This window comes from Microbacterium sp. NPDC055903 (assembly GCF_053615555.1).
On record NZ_JBSHCA010000001.1, the window covers coordinates 262,028 to 286,038 of the forward strand.

Genomic DNA, 24,011 nt, shown 5'->3' on the forward strand with positions numbered 1-24,011 from the left:
CTGAATGCGCGCTCAGGCCCGCGCGAGGCCGCGGATCGGGCTCACGGACTGCTCCTGCTCGTGGTCCGGCCCGAGCGGGATGCCGCTGCGGTCGCGCAGCAGCAGGGTGGCGATCAGTCCGATGACGGTCATGCCCGCGAGATACCACGTCACCGAGTCCGTCGTGCCGGTGATCTCGACGAGCCACGTCGCGATGGTCGGTGCGAACGCGCCGCCGGCGATGGCCCCGATCGCGTACGAGATCGAGACGCCGGAGAAGCGGATGCTGGCCGGGAACAGCTCGGCGTAGAGCGCGGCCTGCGGACCGTAGGTGAAGCCGAGGCCGATGGTGAGGATGGCGAGGCCGGCGAACAGCAGTCCGATCTCACCGGTGTTCACGAGCGGGAACAGGGCGAAGACGCCGCCGAGCTGGAGAACCCAGCCGATGATGTACGTGCTGCGGCGGCCGATCCGATCGCACACCCAGCCCGCGAGGAGGGTCGTGATGAGCCAGGTGACCGCCGAGCCGGTGACGGCCCACAGCACCGCACCGCGCTCGAGCGCGAGCGGCCCGTCGGGGTTCGTCGAGTAGTTCTGGATGTAGCCGCCGGTGGTCATGTAGCCGACGGCGTTGTTGCCCGCGAACACGAGCGCGGCGATCACGACGAGGAGCAGATGCTTGCGGAACAACTGCACGATGGGCATCCGCGCCTCTTCCTTGCGCTCGGCGAGCTCGGTGAACACGGGGCTCTCCTCGACGCGGCGACGGACGTAGTAGCCGACGAGGATGAGCACGACGCTGAGCAGGAACGGGATGCGCCAGCCCCACTGCACGAACTGATCGCCGGGGGCGATGGCCGTCATGATCGCCATGACGCCGGAGGCCAGCAGCAGCCCGAGGGGCACGCCGATCTGGGGCGAAGCGCCGAAGATGCCGCGCTTGGCCTTCGGCGCGTGCTCGACGGCCATGAGCACGGCGCCGCCCCATTCCCCGCCGGCGGAGAGGCCCTGCAGGATGCGCAGCAGGACGAGGAGGACGGGGGCCGCGATGCCGATAGCGGATGCGGTCGGCAACACGCCGATGAGAGCGGTGGCCGCCCCCATGAGGATCAGCGTCCACATCAGCACCGTCTTGCGCCCGAGCCGGTCTCCGAAGTGCCCGGCCAAGAAGGCGCCGAGCGGACGGAACAGGAAGCTGATGCCGACGGTCGCGAAGGCGAAGAGCACGCTGTTGGCGCCGAGGGCCGAGAAGAACAGGTCGTTGAAGACGAGGGCGACAGCGGTCGAGTAGATGAAGAAGTCGTACCACTCCACCGTCGTGCCGACGACGGTCGCGAACACGACCCGCTTGCGATCGACTGCGGTGGCGATGGTGCCCGTCGGCGTGAATCCGGGGTGATCAGTCATTGATGCTCCTTGTTCGACGTCTCTGTCGGCGGGGGGATCGTGGAGGGTTGCCACCCGACCGGACGATGATATACGATTTCGAATATTCCGCACAAGAGCGGCGGAAAGACGCAAGGAGGCGCCCGTGACGGACCACATCGCACAGCCGGGGAAGATCATCGCGATCCACCTCAGCTACGCCTCCCGCGCCGCGCAGCGCGGCAGGACCCCTGCGCATCCCTCGTACTTCTTCAAGCCGTCCTCCTCCGTCGCCGCATCCGGCGGGACGGTCGAGCGCCCGGCCGGCACCGAGCTCCTCGCCTTCGAGGGCGAGATCGCCCTCGTCATCGGCGAGCCGGCCCGCCGGGTCGGCGTCGACGACGCCTGGCGCCATGTCGCCTCCGTCACCGCCTCGAACGACCTCGGCCTCTACGACCTGCGCGCGAACGACAAGGGATCGAATGTCCGCTCCAAGGGCGGCGACGGCTACACGCCGCTCGGACCCGGCCTGATCGACGCGGCATCCGTCGACCCCGCAGGTCTCAGGGTGCGCGCATGGGTGAACGGAGAGCTGCGCCAGGAGGACACCACAGCGGGTCTCATCTTCCCGCTCGCCCAGCTGGTCGCAGACCTCTCGCAGCACTTCACGCTCGAGACGGGCGACGTCATCCTCACCGGCACCCCGGCCGGCTCCTCCGTCATCGTCCCCGGCGATGTCGTCGAGATCGAGGTCGACGCGCCAGAGGCGCCCGGATCCCCCAGCTCCGGGCGCCTCATCACCACCGTCGTGCAGGGAGAGCACCCCTTCGACCCCGCGCTCGGATCGCTCCCCGCCGTCGACGACCTGCAGCGGGCCGAGGCCTGGGGCGCCACCGCCGCGCCCCCGTCGGCACCGGCGCTCCCCGCCGCGCTCAGGGAGAAGCTTCTCGCGGCCCCGACCGCCGGGCTCTCCGCCCAGCTGCGCAAGCGGGGCATGAACGCCTGCGTCATCGAAGGCGTCTCGGCCAACCGCCCTGGGCTGAAGATCGCAGGCCTCGCGAAGACCCTGCGTTTCATCCCCGGTCGCGAGGACCTCTTCACCAGTCACGGCGGCGGCTACAACGCGCAGAAGCGCGTCTTCGACGAGGTCGGCGAAGGCGAGGTCATCGTCATCGAGGCCCGCGGCGAGCGCGGCTCCGGGACCCTCGGCGACATCCTCGCGCTGCGCGCCAGAGCGAGGGGTGCCGCCGGTGTCGTCACGGACGGCGGCGTCCGCGACTACGACGCGGTCGTCGAGATCGGCCTGCCCGTCTTCTCCAACGGCGCGCACCCCGCCGTCCTCGGTCGCAAGCACGTGCCGTGGGACTCCGACATCACCATCGCCTGCGGCGGCGCGACCGTCCAGCCCGGCGACATCATCGTCGGCGACGGCGACGGCGTCATCGTCATCCCCCCGGCGATCGCCGAGGAGATCGTCGATGCCGCGCTGGCACAGGAGCACGAGGATGCCTGGATCGCCGAGCAGGTCGCCGCAGGCCACCCCGTGGACGGCCTGTTCCCGATGAACGCCGAGTGGCGCGCACGCTACGAGGCCGCCATGAGCCGGCCTCCGAGGGAGGGCGCATGACCACCCCCGTGCTCAGCAAGTCGCAGCGCGCCTATCACTGGATCAAGGAGCGCATCGCCGCGCAGTCCTACACCCCCGGCTACCGGCTGGTGCTCGGCACCATCGCCGGTGAACTCGACATGAGCGTCGTGCCCGTCCGCGAGGCGATCCGCCAGCTCGAGGCCGAAGGGCTCGTGGAGTTCGAGCACAACGTGGGCGCGCGCGTCGCGATGGTCGACGACACGCAGTACCGGCACAGCATGGAGGCGCTCGGGATCCTGGAGGGCAGCGCGACCGCCCTCGCCGCGCGCCGCCTGACAGCCGACGACCTGCGCACGGCCCGCTCGGTGAACGCCGAGATGATCCGGACGCTCGATCACTTCGACCCCTCGGCGTTCACCGCACTGAACCAGCGATTCCACGCCGCGCTCATCGCACCGTGCCCGAACCCGCGGCTGCACGATCTCGTCACCGCCGAATGGGCGCGACTCAGCCGGCTCCGCGATTCGACCTTCAGCTTCGTGCCAGGACGGGCGCGCGAATCCGTGCAGGAGCACGAGGACATCGTCGCCCTCATCGAGCGCGGCGCCCCGATCGACGAGATCGAGCGGGCCGCCCGCCTGCACCACACGGCGACGCTGGCCGCCTACCTCACCCACGAGCATCCCGACGAAGCCGTCGGGGAGTCCCTTCTCTGACACCTGGAGACCCGCATGACCGATCCCCGCATCCCCGCAGACCTGCCCGAGCGCATCCAGCACTACATCGATGGCGCGTTCGTCGACTCCGTCGACGGCGACGCCTTCGACGTGCTCGACCCCGTGACGAACGAGACGTACACGACGGCGGCCGCCGGCAAGAAGGCCGACATCGACCTCGCCGTCGCCGCCGCCCGCCGCGCGTTCACCGACGGCCCGTGGCCGCGGATGCTCCCCCGCGAGCGCAGCCGCGTGCTGCACCGCATCGCTGACATCGTGGAGTCCCGCGACCAGCGGCTCGCCGAGCTGGAGTCCTTCGACTCCGGCCTGCCGATCACGCAGGCGCTCGGTCAGGCGCGGCGCGCGGCGGAGAACTTCCGCTTCTTCGCCGATCTGATCGTCGCGCAGGCCGACGACACCTTCAAGGTGCCCGGGCGCCAGATCAACTACGTCAACCGCAAGCCGATCGGTGTGGCAGGCCTGATCACGCCCTGGAACACCCCCTTCATGCTCGAGTCGTGGAAACTGGGCCCCGCCCTCGCGACCGGCAACACAGTCGTGCTCAAGCCCGCCGAGTTCACCCCGCTGTCCGCCTCGCTGTGGGCAGGGATCTTCGAGGAGGCGGGTCTGCCCCAGGGGGTCTTCAACCTCGTCAACGGTCTCGGCGAGGACGCCGGCGACGCTCTGGTCAAGCATCCGGACGTGCCGCTGATCTCGTTCACCGGCGAGAGCTCGACCGGACAGCTCATCTTCGGCAACGCCGCGCCGTTCCTGAAGGGGCTGTCGATGGAGCTGGGCGGCAAGTCCCCCGCCGTCGTGTTCGCGGACGCCGACCTGGACGCCGCGATCGACGCCACGATCTTCGGGGTGTTCTCGCTCAACGGCGAGCGCTGCACGGCCGGCTCCCGCATCCTCGTGGAGCGCTCGGTGTACGACGAGTTCGTCGAGCGGTATGCCGCGCAGGCGAAGCGCGTGAAGGTCGGCTACCCGCACGAGAAGGCCACGGAGGTCGGCGCGCTCGTGCACCCGGAGCACTACGCGAAGGTGATGAGCTACGTCGAGATCGGCAAGACCGAGGCGCGCCTCGTCGCCGGCGGCGGGCGGCCTGAGGGCTTCGAGACGGGCAACTTCGTCGCGCCGACGGTCTTCGCGGACGTCTCCCCCGATGCCCGCATCTTCCAGGAGGAGATCTTCGGGCCCGTCGTCGCGATCACCCCCTTCGATTCCGACGAGGAGGCGCTCGCGCTGGCGAACAACACGAAGTACGGCCTGGCCGCCTACATCTGGACCAACGACCTCAAGCGCGCGCACAACTTCGCCGGAGCCGTGGAGGCCGGGATGGTCTGGTTGAACTCGAACAACGTGCGCGACCTGCGCACCCCCTTCGGCGGCGTGAAGGCCTCCGGCCTCGGCCACGAGGGCGGCTACCGCTCGATCGACTTCTACACCGACCAGCAGGCCGTGCACATCACGCTCGGCGAGGTGCACAACCCGACCTTCGGCAAGAACTGACCGACCCCACCATCCCCGAACTACTGCAAGGACGCTGTTATGACTGACAAGACGCTGAAGACGCTGACGTCTTCGGGATACTACGTCTCCCAGGAGGCGCCGATCGTCGCCGCGAACCCCATCCCGACGCCGCAGAGCACCCCGCCTGATGTGCTGCGGTGCGCGTACATGGAGCTCGTCGTCACCGACCTGGCGGCCTCCCGCCAGTTCTACGTGGACATCCTGGGGCTGTACGTCACGAGCGAGGACGAAGAGGCGATCTACCTGCGCTCCACGGAGGAGTTCATCCACCACAACCTCGTGCTGCGCAAGGGCCCGATCGCGGCGGTCGCCGCCTTCAGCTACCGGGTGCGCGAGCCGGAGGACCTCGACCGCGCGGTCGCGTTCTACACCGAGCTGGGCTGCGATGTCCGCCGCAACCCGGATGGCTTCGTCAAGGGCGTCGGAGACTCGGTGCGCGTGGTCGACCCGCTCGGGTTCCCCTACGAGTTCTTCCACCAGGCGGAGCACGTCGAGCGGATGAGCTGGCGGTACGACCTGCACATCCCCGGAGAGCTGGTGCGGTTGGACCACTTCAACCAGGTCACCCCCGACGTGCCGCGCGCGGTCGCGTACATGCAGGACCTCGGCTTCCGCGTCACCGAGGACATCCAGGACGACGAGGGCACCGTGTACGCGGCATGGATGCGTCGCAAGCCCACCGTGCACGACACCGCCATGACCGGTGGCGACGGCCCTCGCATGCACCACGTGTGCTTCGCGACCCACGAGAAGCACAACATCCTCGCGATCTGCGACAAGCTGGGAGCGCTCCGCCGCTCCGACGCGATCGAGCGCGGCCCGGGCCGCCACGGCGTCTCCAACGCCTTCTACCTGTACCTCAGGGACCCGGACGGCCACCGCGTGGAGGTGTACACGCAGGACTACTACACGGGCGACCCCGACAACCCCGTCGTCACCTGGGACGTCCACGACAACCAGCGCCGGGACTGGTGGGGCAACCCCGTCGTGCCCAGCTGGTACACCGAGGCGTCCCTCGTGCTCGACCTCGACGGGAATCCGCAGCCCGTCGTCGCCCGCACGGACGACAGCGAGATGGCCGTCACGATCGGAGCGGACGGGTTCTCGTACACGCGCCCGGGTGAAGACCTCCCCGAGTACAAGCAGGGCGAGTACAAGCTAGGGCACCAGCTGTGACACTCGCCGCCGGCACGATCGCAGAGCTCGCCGCCGAGCTCGCTGAGGCCGAGCGCACGCGTGCGGTGATCCCCCGGATCACCGCACGGTATCCGGATGCCGGGATCGAGGACTCCTATGCGATCCAGGGTGTCTGGCGGGATGCGCAGATCGCTGCGGGGCGGACGCTCGTCGGCCGCAAGATCGGTCTGACGTCGAAGGCGATGCAGCAGGCCACCGGCATCACCGAGCCCGACTACGGGGTCATGTTCGACGACACGGTGTACCCCTCCGGGGCCGAGATCGAGCACGCCCGCTTCTCCAATGTGCGCATCGAGGTGGAGCTGGCATTCGTGCTCAAGCATCCGCTCTCCGGCCCCGACTGCACGCTGGAGGACGCCCTGGCCGCCATCGACTACGCGGTGCCTGCGCTCGAGGTGCTCAACTCGCACATCGAGCTGGAGGGGCGGACCATCGTCGACACGATCAGCGACAACGCCGCGTACGGCGCGATGGTGCTCGGAGACGTCCGAAAGCGCCCGGACGAGATCGACCTGCGGTGGGTGCCAGGGGTGCTCTCCCGCAATGGAGAGATCGAGGAGACCGGGGTCGCCGCCGGCGTCCTCGGCCACCCCGCGACGGGTGTGGCGTGGCTGGCGAACAAGTTCCACCAGCACGGCGCGCGCCTCGAGGCCGGCGAGATCATCCTGGCAGGATCGTTCACGCGACCGATGTGGGTGTCCCCTGGCGACACCGTGCTGTGCGACTACCGGGAGATGGGAACGATCGAATGCCGCTTCATCTAGCCCCGACCTTCCGCGAGCGCCTCGCTCACGCCGATCGACCGGCCATCGGTCTGTGGGTCTGCTCCGGGAGCCCTCTCATCGCGGAGATCACGGCAGGCTCCGGTGCCGACTGGCTGCTCATCGACATGGAGCACTCGGCGAACACGCTCGACACCGTGCTCGGCCAGCTCCAGGCGGTCGCGGCGTATCCCGCCGCACCGCTCGTGCGGGTGCCGTGGAACGATGCCGTCATGATCAAGCAGGTGCTCGACCTCGGCGCGCAGAACATCATCGTGCCGATGGTGTCGACTGCCGCTGAGGCGGCAGCCGCGGTGGCTGCGACCCGCTACCCGCCCGAGGGCGTGCGCGGCGTCGGCAGCGCGCTCGCGCGCAGCGCGCGCTGGAATCGTGTGGACGGGTACCTGCAGGACGGCGCAGCCCATGTCTCCGTCATCGTGCAGATCGAGACGGCCCTCGGCGTGGACAACGCCGCGAAGATCGCCGCCGTCGAGGGCGTGGACGCGGTCTTCGTCGGCCCGTCCGACCTGGCGGCGTCCCTGGGGCATCTCGGGCAGCAGGGGCATCCGTCCGTGGTCGACGCGGTCACGCGCACGTTCGCGGCGGTGAAGTCCGCCGGGACGGCGGTGGGAGTGAACGCCTTCGACCCGTCCGCCGCCGAGGGGTACATCGCCGCAGGGGCGGACTTCGTCGCCGTCGGTGCGGACGTCGCCATGCTCGCCCGCACGTCCGAGTCCCTGGTCGCCCGCTTCGGGGCCGGATCGGACGATGGACGGGAGAGCTACTGAGGAAACGTTTTCTGGCTAGAGTGGAGGCATGCGCCTCGACGACATCCAGATCCGCGACCCCTTCGTCCTCCCTGATGCCGGAACGGGGCGGTACTGGCTCTTCGGGAGCACAGACGAGAACATCTGGGACGGTCCGGCGACCGGTTTCGACACCTACTGGAGCGACGATCTCGAGGAATGGAACGGCCCCCTCCCGGCGTTCCGGCCCTCCTCGGACTTCTGGTCGCACACCCAGTACTGGGCTCCGGAGGTGCACCGCTACCGCGGCGCCTACTACCTGTTCGCCACCTTCACCGCGCCAGGACATCGCCGCGGCACCCAGGTGCTGCGCGCGGAGTCGCCGGAGGGACCGTATGAACCATGGTCGGACGGCCCGCTGACGCCGCGCGATTGGGAGTGCCTGGACGGCACGTTGCACGTCGAGGACGGCATCCCCTTCCTCGTGTTCTGCCACGAGTGGAAGGACGTCGGCGACGGCGAGATCCTCTCCGTGCGCCTCAGCGACGACCTCACCGCCGCCGCCGGCGAGCCGGAGCTGCTGTTCCGCGCCTCCGAGGCGCCCTGGGCGCGTTCGATCCCCCGCCCCGAGTTCCCGGAGGTGTTCGTCACCGACGGCCCCTTCCTGCACCGGACGACCGACGGCGTCCTGCGCATGCTGTGGTCGAGCTTCGGCGAATCCGGGTACGCGATGGGGGTCGCCTCCTCGGCATCCGGCACGCTCGCCGGGCCGTGGACGCAGGACGACGAGGCCATCTGGCCCGCCGACGGGGGTCACGGCATGATCTTCCTGGGTCCAGACGGCGGCCTGCTCCTCACCCTGCACTCCCCCAACCGCACCCCCGACGAGCGGGCGCATTTCTTCCCGCTGGAGGAGAGCGGCCAAGGCCTTCGCCTGGCACGCTGACCGGCTCAGAGCACCGGGGCGACGAACTCCGTCCTCCGGTGCTCGACCGTGCGCAGACCTTCGAGCACCACGCGCTCGTTCGGCGCGACGGTGAGGTCAATCGCATCCTCCCCGATCCGCAGCTCCCCGACGACGACGCCGGCCGACAGCCCGACCACCGCGAGCGGGTTTCCGTCATCATCCGTCTCCACGCGCCAGCCGCGAGGGAAGGCGAGATGCAGAACCCCCTGTCGGTGAACCTCCACGCGGTCGTCGTCCGCCGCAAGCTCCCAGATGACATCACGGTGCACCCTGGCGTACGCCACGGCATCCGCCGCCGCGCCGTGATCGAGGCGCGTCGGCGCGAGCCCGGAGAACCACAAGCCGCCCTCGGCGTCGGGAAGGATGCCGCTGAAGCGCTCGATCGCGTCGATGAGCCACAGCGCCGACGGCGAATAGCAGCTCGTGTAGCCGGCCTCTCCCGACCACGGGTCCAGACACTGCGGGAAGCGGTCGGCGGTGGCCAGCGCCTGCAGCACCGGCGTCGATGCCAGGGCGAGCTCGGCGACGTGGCCGCGCGGCTCGAAGGCGTCCGGCGCCCGCAGCAGGGCGAGGAAGTTCACCGGCCCTCCCCAGGAGTTGCGCGTCGCATCCGCATCGAACCTCGGATCGTCCATCGCGACGGAGGTGAAGCCGTAGTGCGCGAGGAACTTGCGCGTGTTCATCAGATAGCGGCGCAGCGAGGCCATGAAGAACTCCTCGTCGCCGATGTCGCACGCGAGCACTCGAAGCAGCACGTCAGACGCGATGCGCACCGGGCGGCCCGCCCGATCGCGATCGTAGAAGAGCCCGTCCTCCGCGTCGAAGCACTGCGCGTAGAGGGCGCGCTCCGAGTCATCGGCTGCGGCATGCCATGCATCGCCGTCGCCGCCGAGCTCCTGGGCGATCACCGCGAGATGTCGACGCTGGGCGACGACGTTCGCGGTGAGATCGGGGGCGATGTACGGCATGGTCGCCGAATCGGGATCGCACAGCCTGGCGTCGGACCGGTGCGCCCGATCGGGGGCGAACCAGAACCGCGGCGAGAGGTCGTGACCGGTGTCGAAGGCGCAGAACGCCTCGACGGCGCCCGTTCCTCCCGTGTCGCGGAACCGGGCGAGCCACGCGTCGTAGCGGACCATCGGCTCGTAGAGCTCGGCCAGCAGCCCGGCATCCTGATCCCTGAGATGCTGACGCCAGACCACCCGCGCCAGCGGCGTGACGATCTGGATCTGGCTGAAGCCGGGGCCGTCGGGGGTCACCTTGTACGGCAGCATCCCGTCGTCGCGCTGGTGACGTGCGAACAGGCGCAGCGTGTCGGCGGCGATCGTCGGCGCGAAGCGTCCGAGGACGTCCGTGTTGATGGTGCCCGTGCTCTCCAGCCAGCATCCGTCGTACGCTCCGCCCTCGTTGAGCACGGGCGGCGATCCGTCGATGGGCCGCACGCAGGCGTCCACGTCGGCGAACGCCGCCCGCCAGCGGTCTTCCAGCGGTCCGCCGATCGCGGCGAAACCGACGCCGGATCGTCGGACGTCCTCGGCGAACGCCGAGGCGGAGGCGACCGGCGCCTCCGCCTCGGTGCGCAGCCGCCGAAGCGCTGCGTCGCGGGGACTCACCCGAGCGCCGCGGACAGCTCGTCGACCCACTGCTGCGCCGCGTCCTGCGGCGTCGCGCGCCCGAAGAGCACCTCGGACTCCATGCGCTGGGAGAGCTCGTTCATGATCGAGCCGCCCGCCGGCTGCGGAGGCGCGACGACGCCCTCGTCCAGCACGACATCCACGTAGTCCGCGGCGACCTGGCTGGGGCCTTCCAGCAGCGGTGCGACGACGGCGAGCGCCTCGGGGCTGAACGGGACACCACGCGTGTCGAGGATGAGCTCCAGCGACGACGGCTCGTGCAGGAACCAGTCCATGAGCATCGCTGCGGCCTCGGGGTGGGCGGAGGCGGCGTTGACCGACCAGAACGCGGAGGGCAGCAGCGCGACGCCGGACAGATCCGTCGAGGTGGGAGGCAAGAGCATCTGCACGTCCTCGCCAGCGGCACTGTAGGCCGCCATGAGGTTGCTGTACCCGAAGGTGATCGCCGCCTGGCCGAGGGTGAAGGGCTGCTGGTCCGGAGGAAGGGCCCAGTTCGCGCTCACCACGGAGGGATCGGGAAGCCCGCCGCCCTCCTGGAGCTCCTGCTCGATCTCGAACCAGCCCGCCACGTCGTCCGCCGTGATGCCGAGCTGGCCGTCCCAGTCGTACATGCCCACGTCGCTGAGCTGTCCGGCGTAGGTGCCGAGGATGTCCTGGATGCGCAGGTCGATGCCGTACACGGGCGCGCCTGCGGCATTGGTCAGGCCTGCGCTGCCCACGGCGTTCGCCGCGGCAACGAGGTCGTCCCAGTCCCAGCCGGCCTCGGGGACCTCGACACCGGCGGCGGTGAGCAGGTCGACGTTGATGAACGCGGCGGTGGCATTGCCGCCGGTCGGCAGCCCGTAGAGCGTGTCGTCGACGGTCGCGTTGGTGAGCGAGAAGTCGGGGTAGTCCGAGGTGTCGAGGTAGTCGCTCACGGTGGAGAGATCCAGCAGCGCGCCGAGCTCGCCGTACTCCTGCGGCTTGGCGCCGCCGAGCGCGAACAGGTCAGGGGCGGTGTCGCCGCCGGCGGCGAAGTCGGTGGCGAGCCGGTTGAACAGGTCGTCCGGCGCGCCGACCGGGGTCTGCACGACGGTGATGTTCGGGTGCTCGGCCTCGAACTGATCGATCACCTCGCCGAAGAGGGCGGCACGGGTGTCGTCCCCCCACCACGAGATCTCGAGTTCGATCTCCTCCTCGGGGTCGTATCCCCCTCCCGCGGGTGTCGTCGTTCCTGAGCAGCTCGCCAGGACGAGGGTGGCCGCGATCGCGACGGCGCCTGCTGCGGCGCTGGTACGCGTGGTACGCCTCATTGCGTCTCTTTCCGTTCTCGGGCGGCACGATGCCGCCGTTGCCAATGTGAGTGCAGGGATGCGGATGATCCGACTCCCAGGTGAAACCGCTTTCTGGAAGCTAGCACCCACGACGAAGAGGTGTCAACGCATTTCTCGCCAAGAGCAACTTATTCGTGACCTGACCGGGACGCCCGGTGAGCACCGCCTCGGACGTCACGCAGGGGCGGCCGCAGAGTCCCGCCGCTCGATGCGCGGTTGGAACACCACATCGTGTCCTGGCGCCTCTTCGCGCAGCAGCGCATGCAGGCGCTCCCATGCAGCGACCCCGAGATCGGCATACGGGACCGAGGCCGTCGTGAGGGCCGGGTCCAGGTACCTCGCGAGGGGGATGTCATCGAAGCCCGTGACGGATATGTCGCCAGGAACGACGATTCCTCCCGCGCGGAGCCCGCCGATGAGCCCTGCGGCCACCAGGTCGTTGAAGGCGAGTGCCGCCGTCGCCCCAGAGGCCCGCACCGCTCCCGCAGCGGCCCAGCCGTCGTCGGTGCCCGCCCCGGCGGGGATCGGCACGATCCGCACGTCCGGATGCTCGCGGGCGAACTCCGCGAGCCCTCGCTCGCGCTCCGCATTGGACGCGCTGCGCTCCGGCCCGTGCACGTAGGCGAGCACGCGGTGGCCTTGCTCGTACAGGTGAGCCGCCATGGCGTGGATGCCGGAGCGGTAGTCGATCGACAGCGAGGGCGCCGCGAGCTGCGGGAGTCGGCGGTTGATGAGCACGAGCGGATGAAGCCGTTCGGCGATGCTCGCCAACTCCTGCTCCGGCATGCGAGGCGCACACAGCACGATGGCGTCGGTGCGGCGACGGATCTCCGCCGCCAACGGGGATTCTTCCGAAGGCGTCTCCCCCGAATCCGCCACGAGGACCCGGTAGCCGTCGTGCGCGGCCGCCTTGCTGAGACCGGCGAGGACGGACTGGAAAGCGGGGTTGGCGAGATCTGGCACGACGAACGCGATGGCGTGCGTGCGCCCGAGGGCGAGACTGCGCGCGAGCGGGCTCGGCGAGTACGAGAGCGCCTCCGCGGCCGCTCTCACGCGGAGGGCGATCTCCTGCTCCCCCGCGAAGCGATCGTTCATCACCCGCGAGACGGTCGCCGGCGAGACCGCCGCCTTCCGCGCCACATCGGCGATGGTGGGGCGTGCGCCGTGCGCCTTCATGGCGACCGTCCTCTCTCGGCATCCGCTTTCTGCACACCATACCGGCGCCGACTTGACGGGAGAGCACGCGCACCCCAATAATCGATCTTGCTCGTGAAACCGCTTCCTTCACAATGCTGATTCCTCGTCGACCCTTCGGGCGGCGGGCTCGTTCAAGGAGGTCGGATGAGCAGTCTCGGTGAGCTGCGCACGATCGCTCGTTCCAGACGCACGCCAGGTGCGCGATTCAGGGAGAAGTTCCCCGACAACAAGGCGGCCCTCGTCTTCCTGCTGCCCTGGCTGATCGGGATGCTGGGCCTCACCATCGGCCCGATCATCGCGTCCCTGTACCTGTCCTTCACGGACTACAACCTGCTGCAGCCCCCGATGTGGTCCGGGCTGGAGAACATCACGCGGATGTTCGCGGATGCGCGCTTCTGGAACTCCTTCCGGGTGACGCTCATCTACGTGTTCGTCGGCGTCCCGTTGCAGTTGGCCCTCGCCCTCGCCCTCGCCGTCCTCCTGGACAAGGGCATGCGCGGCCTGTCGTTCTACCGATCGATCTTCTACCTCCCCTCGCTCCTGGGCGGCTCTGTCGCCGTGGCGATCCTCTGGCGCCAGGTCTTCGGCAAGGACGGCCTCGTCAACGGCTTCCTCGCCTGGTTCGGCATCGAGGGGCCGGGGTGGATCGGACATCCGGACTTCGCATTGGGCACCCTGATCGTGCTTCACGTGTGGACGTTCGGCTCCCCCATGGTCATCTTCCTCGCCGGCCTCCGCCAGATCCCGGAGATGTACTACGAGGCGGCCGCGATGGACGGGGCAGGTCGCATCCGGCGGTTCTTCTCGATCACCTTCCCGCTGCTGACGCCGGTGATCTTCTTCAACCTCGTGCTGCAGATCATCTTCGCCTTCCAGTCGTTCACGCAGGCCTACGTCGTCTCCGGCGGCACAGGCGGGCCGAGCGACTCGACGATGTTCTTCACCCTGTTCCTGTACAAGCAGGCGTTCACCGAGCTCGACATGGGCTACGCCTCCGCGATGAGCTGGTTCCTGCTCGTCGTCATCGCCGCGTTCACGGCGTTCAACTTCTGGTTCTCGAAGTATTGGGTCTTCTACGATGACTGAGACAGCGACACTCCTCCGCCCCCGTCCCGCCACCGCCGGCACAGAACGAGCAGGAGCGCGTACCGGCGTCCTGCGCTCGATCGGCAAGCACGTGCTGCTCGCCGTCGTCTCGCTGATCATGATCTACCCGCTGCTGTGGCTGATCATGTCCAGCCTGAAGCCGAACGATCAGATCTTCCGCGACCTCAGCCTGTTCACCGCAGATCTCACGTGGGACAACTACATCAACGGCTGGAACGACCTCCAGCATCCCTTCGGCGTCTTCCTGCTGAACTCCTCGATCATCGCGTTCGGCGCGATCCTGGGGAATCTCATCTCCTGCTCGATGGCGGCCTACGCCTTCGCGCGGCTGAAGTTCCGCTTCCGGACGCTGGCGTTCACTCTGATGCTCGGATCGATCATGCTGCCGTTCCAGGTGCTGCTCGTGCCGCAGTTCCTCATCTACAAGGAGCTCGGCTGGCTCAACACCTTCCTGCCGCTGATCGCGCCGAAGTTCCTCGCCACCGAGGCGTTCTTCATCTTCCTCATGGTGCAGTTCATCCGAGGCCTTCCGAAGGAGCTGTTCGAAGCGGCCAGGGTGGATGGCGCAGGACACTTCCGGAGCTACTTCCAGATCACCCTGCCGCTCATCGTCCCCTCGCTCGCGACGACGGCGATCTTCACCTTCATCTGGACATGGGGCGATTTCTTCGGGCCGCTCATCTACGTGCGCCTGCCGGAGCTGTTCCCCGCCTCTCTCGCGCTGAAGGGCTTCCTCGATGCGCAGTCCAGCTCGGACTACGGCTCGATGTTCGCGATGAGCGTGGTCTCACTGATCCCGTTGTTCCTCATCTTCCTGTTCGGTCAGAGATTCCTCATCAAGGGATCGGCGACCTCGGGGATCAAGTAGGACGAGGCCGCTGCCGGCCGGCCGCGCTCACCGAAGCGGGTCGGCCAGCAGCGGCATGAACGCGGCCTCTGCGGCGCCGATGAGCAGGCGATCGGCGCCCAGAGCGGCGGCCGCGACGACGACCTGCTCGGCCGGGGCCGCGAGCGAGCGCGAGCGGACCTCGGCATCGAAGGACTCCGGCTCGCGATCCCTGAGCATCGCGAGGAATCCGCCGAGCACGACGATCGAGGGATTGAGCACGTTCACCGCGTTCGCGAGCGCGGCGATGAGGATGCGGCGCTGGCGATCGATCTCGGCGGCGACCTCCGCGTCCGTCGACGCCGACAGCACGGCGGCGAGCGCCGCATCGTCGACCGCGCCCAGGCGCGCCGCCTGCAGCAGCCGCGCGCGGTTCACCTCGTCCTCGAGCACGCCGCCGTCGGAGCGCCGGTCTTCATCGGAGAGGATGCCTGGGCGGGTCTGCCCCCACTCCCCCGCATATCCTCCGGCGCCGGAGATCAGCCGCCCATCCAGGATCAGACCGCCGCCGATGCCGCTGGATCCGCCGTTGAGGTAGACGACGTCTGCGTGCTCCCGCGCCGCGCCGAACAGCCGTTCGGCGCGCGCTCCGAGCGAGGCGTCGTTGTCCGCGAACACGGGCAGTCCGGTCGCGGCGGCGAGCATGTCCGCGATGGGCGCCTCGTGCCAGTCGAGGTGCGGAGCGAGCCGGACGATGCCGTCGTCCGCCCTGACGAGGCCGGGGATCGCGAGCCCGATGCCGGCCATCACGACGTCGTCGGATGCCGTCGGCCGCCACTCATCGATGAAGCCGAGCACGGCCTGGACGACGGCCTCCGGAGTCGGCGGCTCATCGCACTCCACACGGCGACGCTCCCGTACCGCACCGCCGAGCGAGATGACGCCGATCTCGATCGCGTCGACCTCGGGGTTCACAGCGACGGCGACGACCTTCGCGCTGGCCGCGACGATCGGGGAAGGCCGGCCGACCCTTCGGGTGGCGTCCGGCTCCTGCTCGACGACGAGGCCACGGGTGACGAGCTCGGCGACGAGGTCCGCCACCGTCGAGCGGTTCAGGCCGGTGTCCGCCGTGATCACCGCACGCGAGCGGGGGCCGTCGTGGTGCACCAGGCGCAGGACCTCGCCGAGGTTCGCGCGGCGCACGCCTTCGATCCCGGACGAGCGATCCGCCATCCTCATCACCATCCTTTTGTTGTCCTCACCAGCATATCTATCGACTCGATCCCCGCTTCCGGCGGTGACACGCGGAACACCGGGGTGGACTTTTTGCAGAATTGAGACTAATTTCGCCGTGAACCGCTTCGATGATCCCGAGCCCAAAGGAGGGCCGATGTTGAACAGCTCGTTCATCCGGCGTCCGCTGGCCGGATCCTCCGACCGCACTCGAGACTTCGCTCGTGCGGTCACCTGCTATTTCCGCGGTACAGACGGCACGACGCTGCCCAACCCGTAGGAAGTCCGCTCCTTCGCAGGGGACAGGTGCGTCCGCGCCCGCCCCGCCGAGGAGCCTCCGTGTTCGATCGCGCCTCGACGGCGCGCCCGGCTCATCGAGCCGTCGCGCACGGCCGTCGGCGCGTCCACCGACTTCCTTCAGGACACCGCCATGCAGACCGCCCCCCTCTTCCCGTACCAGGACACCACCCTCTCCCCCGATCAGCGCGCCGCCGATCTCCTCCAGCGCCTCTCGCCCGCCGAGAAGGCCGGACAGCTGTTCCACCCGATGGGCACGCTGGAGGACATCGACACGGGCAACGCCGAGTTCGCGCTGCCTCCGATGCGCCGCACCATCCTCGAGCAGCACATCACCCACTACGGCCTGCTCGGCACGACCGCGACGCCTCGCGAGTTCGCCGAGTGGCACAACCACGTCCAGCGGGTGGCGCTGGACCGCGAGCATGGCATCCCGGTGACGTTCTCGACCGACACCCGTCACCCGGTGAGCACCGATCCGCGCAACGCCCTCACCGGAAACCCCGCGAGCGAATCGCCTGCCGGGTTCTTCTCGGCTTGGCCCGAGACCCTCGGGCTCGCCGCCATCGGCGACCTCGACCTCATCGAGCGCTTCGCGGACATCGTCCGCCAGGAGTACCGCGCCGTCGGCCTGACCGTGGCGCTGCACCCCCAGCTCGATCTCGCCACCGAGCCGCGCTGGCCTCGCATCTTCACGACGTTCGGCGAGGACCCCGAGCTCGTGTCCCGCATCGCCCGCGCCTACATCCGCGGACTCCAGGGCGGCGGATCGCTCGGACCGACCTCGGTCGCCGGGATGATCAAGCACTTCCCCGGCGGCGGACCGCAGCAGGACGGCGAGGACCCGCACTTCCCCTACGGCCGCGAGCAGGTATACCCCGGCGGCGCCTTCGAGACCCATCTCGCCCCCTTCGCCGCGGCGATCGAGGAGGGTGCGACCCAGGTCATGCCCTACTACGGGATGCCGATGGGCACCGAATACGAAGAGGTCGGATTCGGGTTCAACCGCTCCGTGGTCACCGGCATCCTCCGCGAGCGCCTCGGCTTCGACGGGATCGTCTGCACCGACTGGTCGCTCGTCAGCGACCACATCGCGGTCGGCGACACGACCTCCGCGAGGGCGTGGGGCGTCGAGCACCTGAGCGAAGAGGAGCGCGTCCTCAAGATCCTGAACGCCGGCGCCGACCAGTTCGGCGGCGAGTACCGCACCGACCTCATCCTCGCGCTCCTCGCCGACGGCCGCCTGGACGAGCAGCGCGTCGACGTGTCGGTGCACCGCATCCTGCGCGAGAAGTTCCGCCTCGGCCTCTTCGACGCCCCGATGCTGGACGCCGACAGCGCCCAGCGGATCGCGGGCAGCGCCGAGTTCGTGGCGGCCGGATTCGATGCGCAGTGCCGCTCGCTGACCCTCCTCAAGAACGGCACGGATGCCCCCGTGCTGCCGCTCGCGCCCGGCACCGCCGTGTACGCCGAGGGCATCCCGGATGAGAGCCTGCGCGCACACGGCCTGCTTCCGGCGACTCTGGAGCAGAGCGAGGTCGCGCTGCTCCGGCTGCAGACCCCCTTCGATGAGAAGGCTGGCCTCGCGGCAGGATTCCACACCGGCACCCTCGCCTTCGACGACGCCACGAGCGCGCATCTGGGCGGCATCGCCGACCAGCGCCCGACGATCCTCAGCATCTACATGGACCGTCCGCCGATCCTCACCGGCCTCGTCGAGTCCGCCGCCGCGCTGATCGCCGAGTTCGGGGTCACGACGGACGCCCTGCTGACCGTCGTGACCGGCAAGCGCAGCCCTGAAGGGTCGCTCCCGTTCGACCTGCCCTCGTCGATGGCAGCCGTCGATCAGAGCGACTCCGACGTCCCCTTCGACACCGCCGATCCGCTGTTCCGCTGCGGATCCGGCCTGCGCTACGCGCCGTCAGAGACCACCCGCACCGCATGACCACCCGACCCACCAAGGAAGAGAGCATGAACGCCACATCCGCCCGCCGCGCAACGCTGCGCCGCCGCATCCTCATCCCCGCCGCCATCGCGGCGATCGTCCCCCTGGCCCTCGCGGGCTGCTCCGGCGGAGGCGGCGATGCCGACGCCGGCGGTCCCGTCGAGCTGACGTACTGGAGCTGGGCCACCGACATCGAGAGCGTCGTGGACGTCTGGAATGCGGAGAACCCGGACATCCAGGTCACCGTCGACGGCAATGCCGAGGGCGATGACCTCGTCACCCGCATCGTCACCGCCGCGAAGGCGGGCAACCTCCCCGACGTCATGCAGGTCGAGTACCAGTCGCTGCCAGTGCTGGTCTCCAACGAGATCGTCGCCGACCTCAGCGACGACGTCGCCGACCTGCAGGACGCCATGCCCGCGGCCGCCTGGGATCAGGTGACCTGGGGCGGCGCGTCCTACGCCGTCCCCGGCGACGTCGGTCCTCTCATGATGTACGTGCGCACCGATCGTTTCGACGAACTGGGCATCGACGTCCCCACCACCTGGGACGAGTTCGCCGCTGCCGCCGAGGCAGTGGCCGCCGCATCCCCCGAGTCCCGCATCACCTCGTTCGACGCGACCTATCCCGGCTGGTTCGCCGGGCTCGCCCAGCAGGCGGGCGCCCAGTGGTGGGCGGATGAGGACGGCAGCTGGGCCGTCGACATCGACGACGCACCCACCGGCGAGGTCGCCGACTACTGGGGTGGATTGCTGGATGCCGATCTCCTCTCGACCTCGCCGACCTACTCGGCGGAGTGGAACTCCGAGCTCGCGACAGGCGACCTGCTGACCTGGATCGCCCCGGTCTGGGGCGCCGGAGTGCTCGAGGGCATCGCCCCTGACACGGCGGGCAGCTGGCGCGCCGTGCCGCTGCCGACCTGGCAGGAGGGCGACACCACGACCGGCTACTGGGGCGGGTCCTCCTCCGCGATCTCCGCGACGAGCGAGCACCACGACGCCGCGGCGAAGTTCCTCACCTGGCTGTACACCTCCGAGGAGGGCACGTCCCAGCTCGTCGACGTGGCCGGCCTGTACCCCGCGGCGACCGTCGGCCAGGAGTACGCCGCGACGACGTCGACGCCTGGCATCCTCGAAGGGCAGGAGGACTTCTGGCAGCTCGCCGCGAGCGCCGCGGACGACGCGCAGGGCTTCCTCTGGTCGCCGAACGTGAACTACACGTTCTCGACCATGAAGGACGCCTTCGCCACCGCGATCGAGGAGGGGACGCCGATCTCGGCCACGCTGAGCGGCATCGACGAGGCCAGCGCCGCGGACCTCGCGGCCCAGGGCTACCCGGTAGCCGAGTAGGCGACGCTCGTGTCCGCACCTCAGACGGCCCCGGCGCGTTCGCGCGCCGGGCGCCGTCCGCGCCGGCTCATCCCGGCGCGGACGCCCTGGTTGCTGCTCGCCCCGGCGCTCGTCCTGCTCGCGCTGTTCATGCTCGCCCCGATCGGCTATTCGATCTGGCTGAGCTTCCGCGAGAACCAGGTCGCCGGCGGCGGCCTGCTCGGCAAGCGCGAGGAGGTGTTCGCGGGACTCGCGAACTACACCGCCGTGCTGTCGGACGGCACGTTCTGGTCGGCGATGGGCCGCATGCTCGGCTACGGCCTGATCGTCGTCGTCGTCATGTTCGGGCTCGCTCTGCTGTTCGCCCTGCTCCTCGACTACGGCCGGACCCGCGGCAGGGCGCTGTGGCGCATCCTCATCTTCCTGCCCTATGCGGTGCCAGGCGTGCTGGCCTCGCTGATGTGGGGCTTCATCTATCTCCCCGGCGTGAGCCCGATCCATCAGGCCTTCGAGGCGCTGGGCTGGGGCACGCCCGACTTCCTCGGCGCGTCGACGGTGCTGTTCTCGACCGCGAACATCGCGATCTGGGGCGGCACCGGCTTCAACATGATCATCCTGTACACGGCGCTGCGCTCGCTCCCCTCCGAGATCTACGAGGCGGCCAGGATCGATGGATGCTCCGAACTGCGCATCGCACTGCGCATCAAGGTGCCGCTGATCGCGCCGGCGATCGTGATGACGCTCATCTTCGCCCTCATCGCGATGATCCAGGTCTACAACGAGCCGACCGCCCTGAGCACGATCTCGTACGCCATCACGAGCAACTGGATGCCGATGATGAAGGTGTACAACGATGCCTTCGTCCTCAACAACACCTATCTCGCCGCCGCGGAGTCGGTGCTGCTGGCCGCGCTGACCTTCGTCGTCTCGACCGTCGTCATGCGCGTCTCCCGCCGGTTCCAGGAAGGGGTGTCCTGATGGATGCCACAAAGAAGCGCCTCGCCGGAGGCTGGGGCGCGACGACGATCCTCATCGTGGGGGCGCTGTACTGCGTCCTTCCCGCTCTCTGGATCGTCGTCGCCGCCACCAAGACGTCCGGCGAGCTGTTCAGCACCTCCGGCTTCGTGCCGAGCTTCACCGGAGGCTTCACCGAGAACCTGGCCAAGCTGTTCGCCTACGGCGACGGCGTCTACGGGCGGTGGATCCTCAACACTCTGCTGTACGCCGGCGTCGGCGCGATCGTCTCGGTGCTCGTCGCCGCGGCCGCAGGCTACGCCCTCGCGAAGTACTCGTTCCGCGGACGCGAGGCGGTGTTCAAGCTCATCCTCGCGGGGGTCCTCATCCCCCAGGTCGCACTGGCCATCCCGCAGTATCTCCTGCTCTCCAGCGTCGATCTCACCGGCACGTACTGGGCGGTGCTGCTGCCCTCGCTCATCAGCCCGTTCTCCATCTACCTCTGCCGGGTGTTCGCGGATTCCGGTGTTCCCGGTGAGCTGCTCGAGGCGGGGCGTCTGGACGGCGCCAGCGAGATGCGGCTGTTCTTCCGGGTGGGCCTGCGACTGATGGCGCCGGGGCTGGTGACGGTGTTCCTGCTGCAGTTCATCGCGATCTGGAACAACTTCATGCTGCCGAACATCATGCTCTCCGACGAGAGCATGTACCCGATCACGCTGGGGCTGTTCTCGCTGCTGAACCGCGGCGCGGGTCAGCCGGCGCTGTACACGATGGTGATCATGGGCTCTCTGATCGCGATCGTGCCTCTGGTGATCCTCTTCCTGGGCCTTCAGCGGTACTGGAAGCTCGATGTGCTGGCCGGAGGCCTGAAGGGCTGAACGCCTCGTCCGCCGGCACGCGGGTTGCCGGCGGACGGCCGCTCATCCGAGCGTCACGGAGACGATCCGCTGGTCCGCTGGAGTCACCTCGTGCACCGGTCCGATCAGAGAGACGCTGCGCGCCGCCGTCGCGGCTCCCGGCAGGCTGCGCCGCGCCCCGCGCCTGCGGTTGGAGATCGCGCCGCCGGTCGCGTCGGACGCGGCCGAGGAGGCGAGCGCCTCGGAGTGCGCGGCCGCCCAGACCTGCACCTCACCCGGCTCGACGACGCGCCGCATGCGGCGATCGGTGAACGCGAAGCGCGTCGTCGGCACCTCGAAGCGCACTCGCCTGCTGCCGCCGGACGGCACCGCGACCCTCGCATAGGCGATGAGCTGCGCCACGGGTCTGGTCACCGAGGCCACAGGGTCGCGTCCGTAGAGCTGGACGACCTCGACCGCATCCCGCTCACCGGTGTTCGTCACCGTGACGGATGCCGTGAACGCGCCGTCCGTGGCTGCCGAGGCGTCCACCGCGAAGTCGCCGTAGTCGAACGTGGTGTACGACAGCCCGAACCCGAACGGTCGAAGGGGCGTCGGATCCGCGGAGGTCACATCGCTCGCGCCGCCGAGGATCGGGCGCAGATAGCTGTACGACTGCGCACCGGCGGAGCGCGGCAGGCTGACCGGCATCCGCCCCGACGGTACGGAGGAGCCGACCAGCACGTCGACGATCGCCGCCGCCCCCTCTTCGCCGGGGAAGAAGGCCTGCAGAACAGCGGCGGGCTTCGGCTGCTCGCCGTCGAGCGCCCACTCGATCGCATAGGGACGTCCGGTGAGCAGCACGAGGACGACGGGGGTGCCCGTGGCGGCGACGCGGGCGACGAGCTCGCGCTGCACTCCCGGCAGCTCCAGGTCGTCGACGTCGTTGCCCTCGCCGACCGTGCCGCGGCCGAACAGCCCCGCCCGGTCGCCGACCACGACGATCGCGACGTCGGAGGCGGCAGCCGCTTCTGCCGCCTCCTCGAAATCTGATCGGTCGGAGCCCTCGGCGTCGGCACCGCGCACGTGCACGATGTCCGCGTCCGGCAGTGCCGCGGCGAGCGCCTCGCGCACCGTGGGGATCTCGATGCCGATCTCGTGCCCAGGGTGGTGCGCGAGCACGTGGTTGGCGAAGGAGTAGCAGCCCTGCAGCGCCTCTGCACTGTCGGCGTTCGGCCCGATGAGCGCGATGCGCCGCGCCTCCCGCGAGAGCGGGAGTGCACCATCGTTCGCGAGCAGCACGATCGACTCTGCCGCGAGTCGCCTCGCGACCTCGCGATGCCGCGGGGCGTCAAGGTCGACGGCGGACGGCGGTTCGCCCTCGAAGGCCTCTGGGTCGAGCAGGCCCAGCTGCTCCTTCTGCATCAGCACGCGCAGCACAGCGCGGTCGAGGTAGCGCTCATCGAAGGCGCCGGAGCGCACCCTGTCGATGAGGGGGGCGAGGTAGGCATCGCCGGACGGGAGCTCGACATCGATGCCCGCGGTCAGCGCGAGAGCGGCGGCCTCACTCCTGTCGGCGGCGACGGCGTGCATGACCTCGAGGAAGGCCACGGCGAAGTAGTCGGCGACCACGACGCCGTCGAAGCCGAGCCGCTCGCGCAGCAGGGTCGTGAGCAGCTCGGGGTCGGATGCGACGGGAACGCCGTCGATCTCGGTGTAGCTGTTCATCACGCCGCGTGCTCCGCCGTCGCGGATCGCCATCTCGAACGGGGGCAGGAACACATCCGATACCTCGCGAGCGCCTGCGGAGACCGGGGCGTGATTGCGCCCCGCCTTCGAACCCGAGTAGCCGAGGAAGTGCTTCAGCGTCGCGTGCACGCCCGCGGACTGCAGGCCGCGGACGAAGGAGGTGCCGATCGTGCCGACGAGGTACGGGTCCTCGCCGATGCACTCGTCCACCCTGCCCCAGCGCGGATCGCGCACGACATCGAGCACGGGAGCGAGGCCCTGATGGATGCCGAGCTCGCGCATCGACGCGCCGATCAGCGCCGCCATCTCGCCGACGAGCTCGGCGTCGAAGGATGCCCCCCAGGCGAGCGGGGTGGGGAAGGTGGCGGCCTTCCATGCGGCGAGCCCCGTCAGGCACTCCTCATGCACGAGCGCGGGGATGCCGAGGCGCGTCTCCCGCTTCAGCCGGCGCTGCTCGTTCCACAGCCACGCCGCTCTGTCGGCCGGATCGACGGGTCGAGTGCCGTACACGCGGGTGTAGTGCCCGATGCCGTCGCGGGTGATCTCCGCCAGTGCGCCGGAGGCTGAGGACGACGCCATCTCATCTGCCATCGGCGCGACGAGCTCTCCGCCCTGGTCGAGCCAGTAGCCGACGACCTGCGCGGCCTTCTCCTCGAGCGTCATCTGCGCGAGCAGCATCCGCACCTGCTCGGACGCCGTCGTCGGGTACGCGGGGATGTCCGCGGTCATTCTTCTCTCCA

General features: G+C 69.3%; 20 protein-coding genes. 14 read left to right on the plus strand and 6 right to left on the minus strand.

What is annotated here, in order from left to right; genetic code table 11:
* Window positions 1–12 precede the first annotated feature (12 nt).
* Complete coding sequence (locus ACWGJP_RS01255) at window positions 13–1,386, minus strand: MFS transporter (protein WP_452327933.1); 1,374 nt, start codon at window positions 1,384–1,386, stop codon at window positions 13–15.
* A gap of 124 nt (window positions 1,387–1,510) precedes the next feature.
* On the opposite strand from ACWGJP_RS01255, the gene ACWGJP_RS01260 reads away from it, so the two are divergent.
* From ACWGJP_RS01260 to ACWGJP_RS01290, 7 genes are read left to right on the plus strand one after another with little or no spacing between them, the layout of a single operon-like run.
* Window positions 1,511–2,971 carry a fumarylacetoacetate hydrolase family protein gene (locus tag ACWGJP_RS01260; protein WP_452327934.1) on the plus strand — a complete coding sequence of 487 codons (1,461 nt, stop codon included), beginning with the start codon at window positions 1,511–1,513 and terminating at the stop codon, window positions 2,969–2,971.
* Window positions 2,968–3,648, plus strand: a complete 681-nt coding sequence (locus ACWGJP_RS01265; RefSeq protein ID WP_452327935.1) for a GntR family transcriptional regulator — start codon at window positions 2,968–2,970, stop codon at window positions 3,646–3,648. Before ACWGJP_RS01260 ends, ACWGJP_RS01265 begins: the two co-directional genes overlap by 4 nt.
* 15 nt (window positions 3,649–3,663) lie before the next feature.
* Window positions 3,664–5,160: a 5-carboxymethyl-2-hydroxymuconate semialdehyde dehydrogenase gene (gene hpaE / locus ACWGJP_RS01270; RefSeq protein WP_452327936.1), complete on the plus strand. Its 1,497-nt coding sequence runs from the start codon at window positions 3,664–3,666 to the stop codon at window positions 5,158–5,160.
* Window positions 5,161–5,199: 39 nt separating this feature from the next.
* Window positions 5,200–6,357 (plus strand): 3,4-dihydroxyphenylacetate 2,3-dioxygenase, encoded by a 1,158-nt coding sequence (hpaD, locus tag ACWGJP_RS01275; RefSeq protein WP_452327937.1) that lies wholly within the window; start codon window positions 5,200–5,202, stop codon window positions 6,355–6,357.
* A complete protein-coding gene (locus ACWGJP_RS01280; RefSeq protein WP_452327938.1) occupies window positions 6,354–7,142 on the plus strand; it encodes a 2-keto-4-pentenoate hydratase in 789 nt (262 codons plus the stop codon). Before hpaD ends, ACWGJP_RS01280 begins: the two co-directional genes overlap by 4 nt.
* Window positions 7,127–7,927, plus strand: coding sequence for an HpcH/HpaI aldolase family protein (locus tag ACWGJP_RS01285; RefSeq protein ID WP_452327939.1), 801 nt, complete (start codon window positions 7,127–7,129; stop codon window positions 7,925–7,927). The genes ACWGJP_RS01280 and ACWGJP_RS01285 overlap by 16 nt, the downstream gene beginning before the upstream one ends.
* A gap of 28 nt (window positions 7,928–7,955) precedes the next feature.
* Window positions 7,956–8,831: a glycoside hydrolase family 43 protein gene (locus ACWGJP_RS01290; RefSeq protein ID WP_452327940.1), complete on the plus strand. Its 876-nt coding sequence runs from the start codon at window positions 7,956–7,958 to the stop codon at window positions 8,829–8,831.
* Between the two features lie 5 nt (window positions 8,832–8,836).
* Here the strand turns inward: ACWGJP_RS01290 and ACWGJP_RS01295 are convergent, their stop codons facing one another.
* The 3 genes from ACWGJP_RS01295 to ACWGJP_RS01305 all read right to left on the minus strand — a co-directional run bounded on the left by ACWGJP_RS01295 (window position 8,837) and on the right by ACWGJP_RS01305 (window position 12,975).
* A complete protein-coding gene (locus tag ACWGJP_RS01295; protein WP_452327941.1) occupies window positions 8,837–10,465 on the minus strand; it encodes an MGH1-like glycoside hydrolase domain-containing protein in 1,629 nt (542 codons plus the stop codon).
* The gene (locus ACWGJP_RS01300) at window positions 10,462–11,778 is read right to left on the minus strand and encodes an ABC transporter substrate-binding protein (RefSeq protein WP_452327942.1); all 1,317 of its coding nucleotides are present in this window, start codon (window positions 11,776–11,778) and stop codon (window positions 10,462–10,464) included. The genes ACWGJP_RS01295 and ACWGJP_RS01300 overlap by 4 nt, the downstream gene beginning before the upstream one ends.
* A 195-nt stretch (window positions 11,779–11,973) precedes the next feature.
* Window positions 11,974–12,975: a LacI family DNA-binding transcriptional regulator gene (locus ACWGJP_RS01305; protein WP_452327943.1), complete on the minus strand. Its 1,002-nt coding sequence runs from the start codon at window positions 12,973–12,975 to the stop codon at window positions 11,974–11,976.
* Window positions 12,976–13,140: 165 nt separating this feature from the next.
* Here ACWGJP_RS01305 and ACWGJP_RS01310 point away from each other — a divergent pair, with 165 nt between their 5' ends.
* Both ACWGJP_RS01310 and ACWGJP_RS01315 read left to right on the plus strand, forming a co-directional pair.
* Window positions 13,141–14,082: a carbohydrate ABC transporter permease gene (locus tag ACWGJP_RS01310; RefSeq protein ID WP_452327944.1), complete on the plus strand. Its 942-nt coding sequence runs from the start codon at window positions 13,141–13,143 to the stop codon at window positions 14,080–14,082.
* Window positions 14,075–14,971, plus strand: a complete 897-nt coding sequence (locus ACWGJP_RS01315) for a carbohydrate ABC transporter permease (RefSeq protein WP_452327945.1) — start codon at window positions 14,075–14,077, stop codon at window positions 14,969–14,971. Before ACWGJP_RS01310 ends, ACWGJP_RS01315 begins: the two co-directional genes overlap by 8 nt.
* 27 nt (window positions 14,972–14,998) lie before the next feature.
* On the opposite strand, the gene ACWGJP_RS01320 is transcribed toward ACWGJP_RS01315, so the two are convergent.
* A complete protein-coding gene (locus ACWGJP_RS01320) occupies window positions 14,999–16,162 on the minus strand; it encodes an ROK family transcriptional regulator (RefSeq protein ID WP_452327946.1) in 1,164 nt (387 codons plus the stop codon).
* A 157-nt stretch (window positions 16,163–16,319) separates the two neighbouring features.
* Between ACWGJP_RS01320 and ACWGJP_RS01325 the strand changes: the two genes are divergently transcribed.
* The 5 genes from ACWGJP_RS01325 to ACWGJP_RS01345 all read left to right on the plus strand — a co-directional run bounded on the left by ACWGJP_RS01325 (window position 16,320) and on the right by ACWGJP_RS01345 (window position 21,564).
* Window positions 16,320–16,442, plus strand: a complete 123-nt coding sequence (locus ACWGJP_RS01325) for a hypothetical protein (protein WP_452327947.1) — start codon at window positions 16,320–16,322, stop codon at window positions 16,440–16,442.
* 150 nt (window positions 16,443–16,592) lie between these two features.
* On the plus strand, window positions 16,593–18,404 hold the full coding sequence (locus ACWGJP_RS01330; protein ID WP_452327948.1) for a glycoside hydrolase family 3 protein: 1,812 nt from the start codon (window positions 16,593–16,595) through the stop codon (window positions 18,402–18,404).
* Window positions 18,405–18,430: 26 nt separating this feature from the next.
* Window positions 18,431–19,753 carry an ABC transporter substrate-binding protein gene (locus ACWGJP_RS01335; protein ID WP_452327949.1) on the plus strand — a complete coding sequence of 441 codons (1,323 nt, stop codon included), beginning with the start codon at window positions 18,431–18,433 and terminating at the stop codon, window positions 19,751–19,753.
* Between the two features lie 9 nt (window positions 19,754–19,762).
* Window positions 19,763–20,710: a carbohydrate ABC transporter permease gene (locus ACWGJP_RS01340; RefSeq protein ID WP_452327950.1), complete on the plus strand. Its 948-nt coding sequence runs from the start codon at window positions 19,763–19,765 to the stop codon at window positions 20,708–20,710.
* Window positions 20,710–21,564, plus strand: a complete 855-nt coding sequence (locus tag ACWGJP_RS01345) for a carbohydrate ABC transporter permease (protein WP_452327951.1) — start codon at window positions 20,710–20,712, stop codon at window positions 21,562–21,564. Before ACWGJP_RS01340 ends, ACWGJP_RS01345 begins: the two co-directional genes overlap by 1 nt.
* A gap of 42 nt (window positions 21,565–21,606) precedes the next feature.
* Here the strand turns inward: ACWGJP_RS01345 and ACWGJP_RS01350 are convergent, their stop codons facing one another.
* The gene (locus tag ACWGJP_RS01350) at window positions 21,607–24,000 is read right to left on the minus strand and encodes a beta-xylosidase/alpha-l-arabinosidase (RefSeq protein ID WP_452327952.1); all 2,394 of its coding nucleotides are present in this window, start codon (window positions 23,998–24,000) and stop codon (window positions 21,607–21,609) included.
* Between the last annotated feature and the right edge of the window lie 11 nt (window positions 24,001–24,011).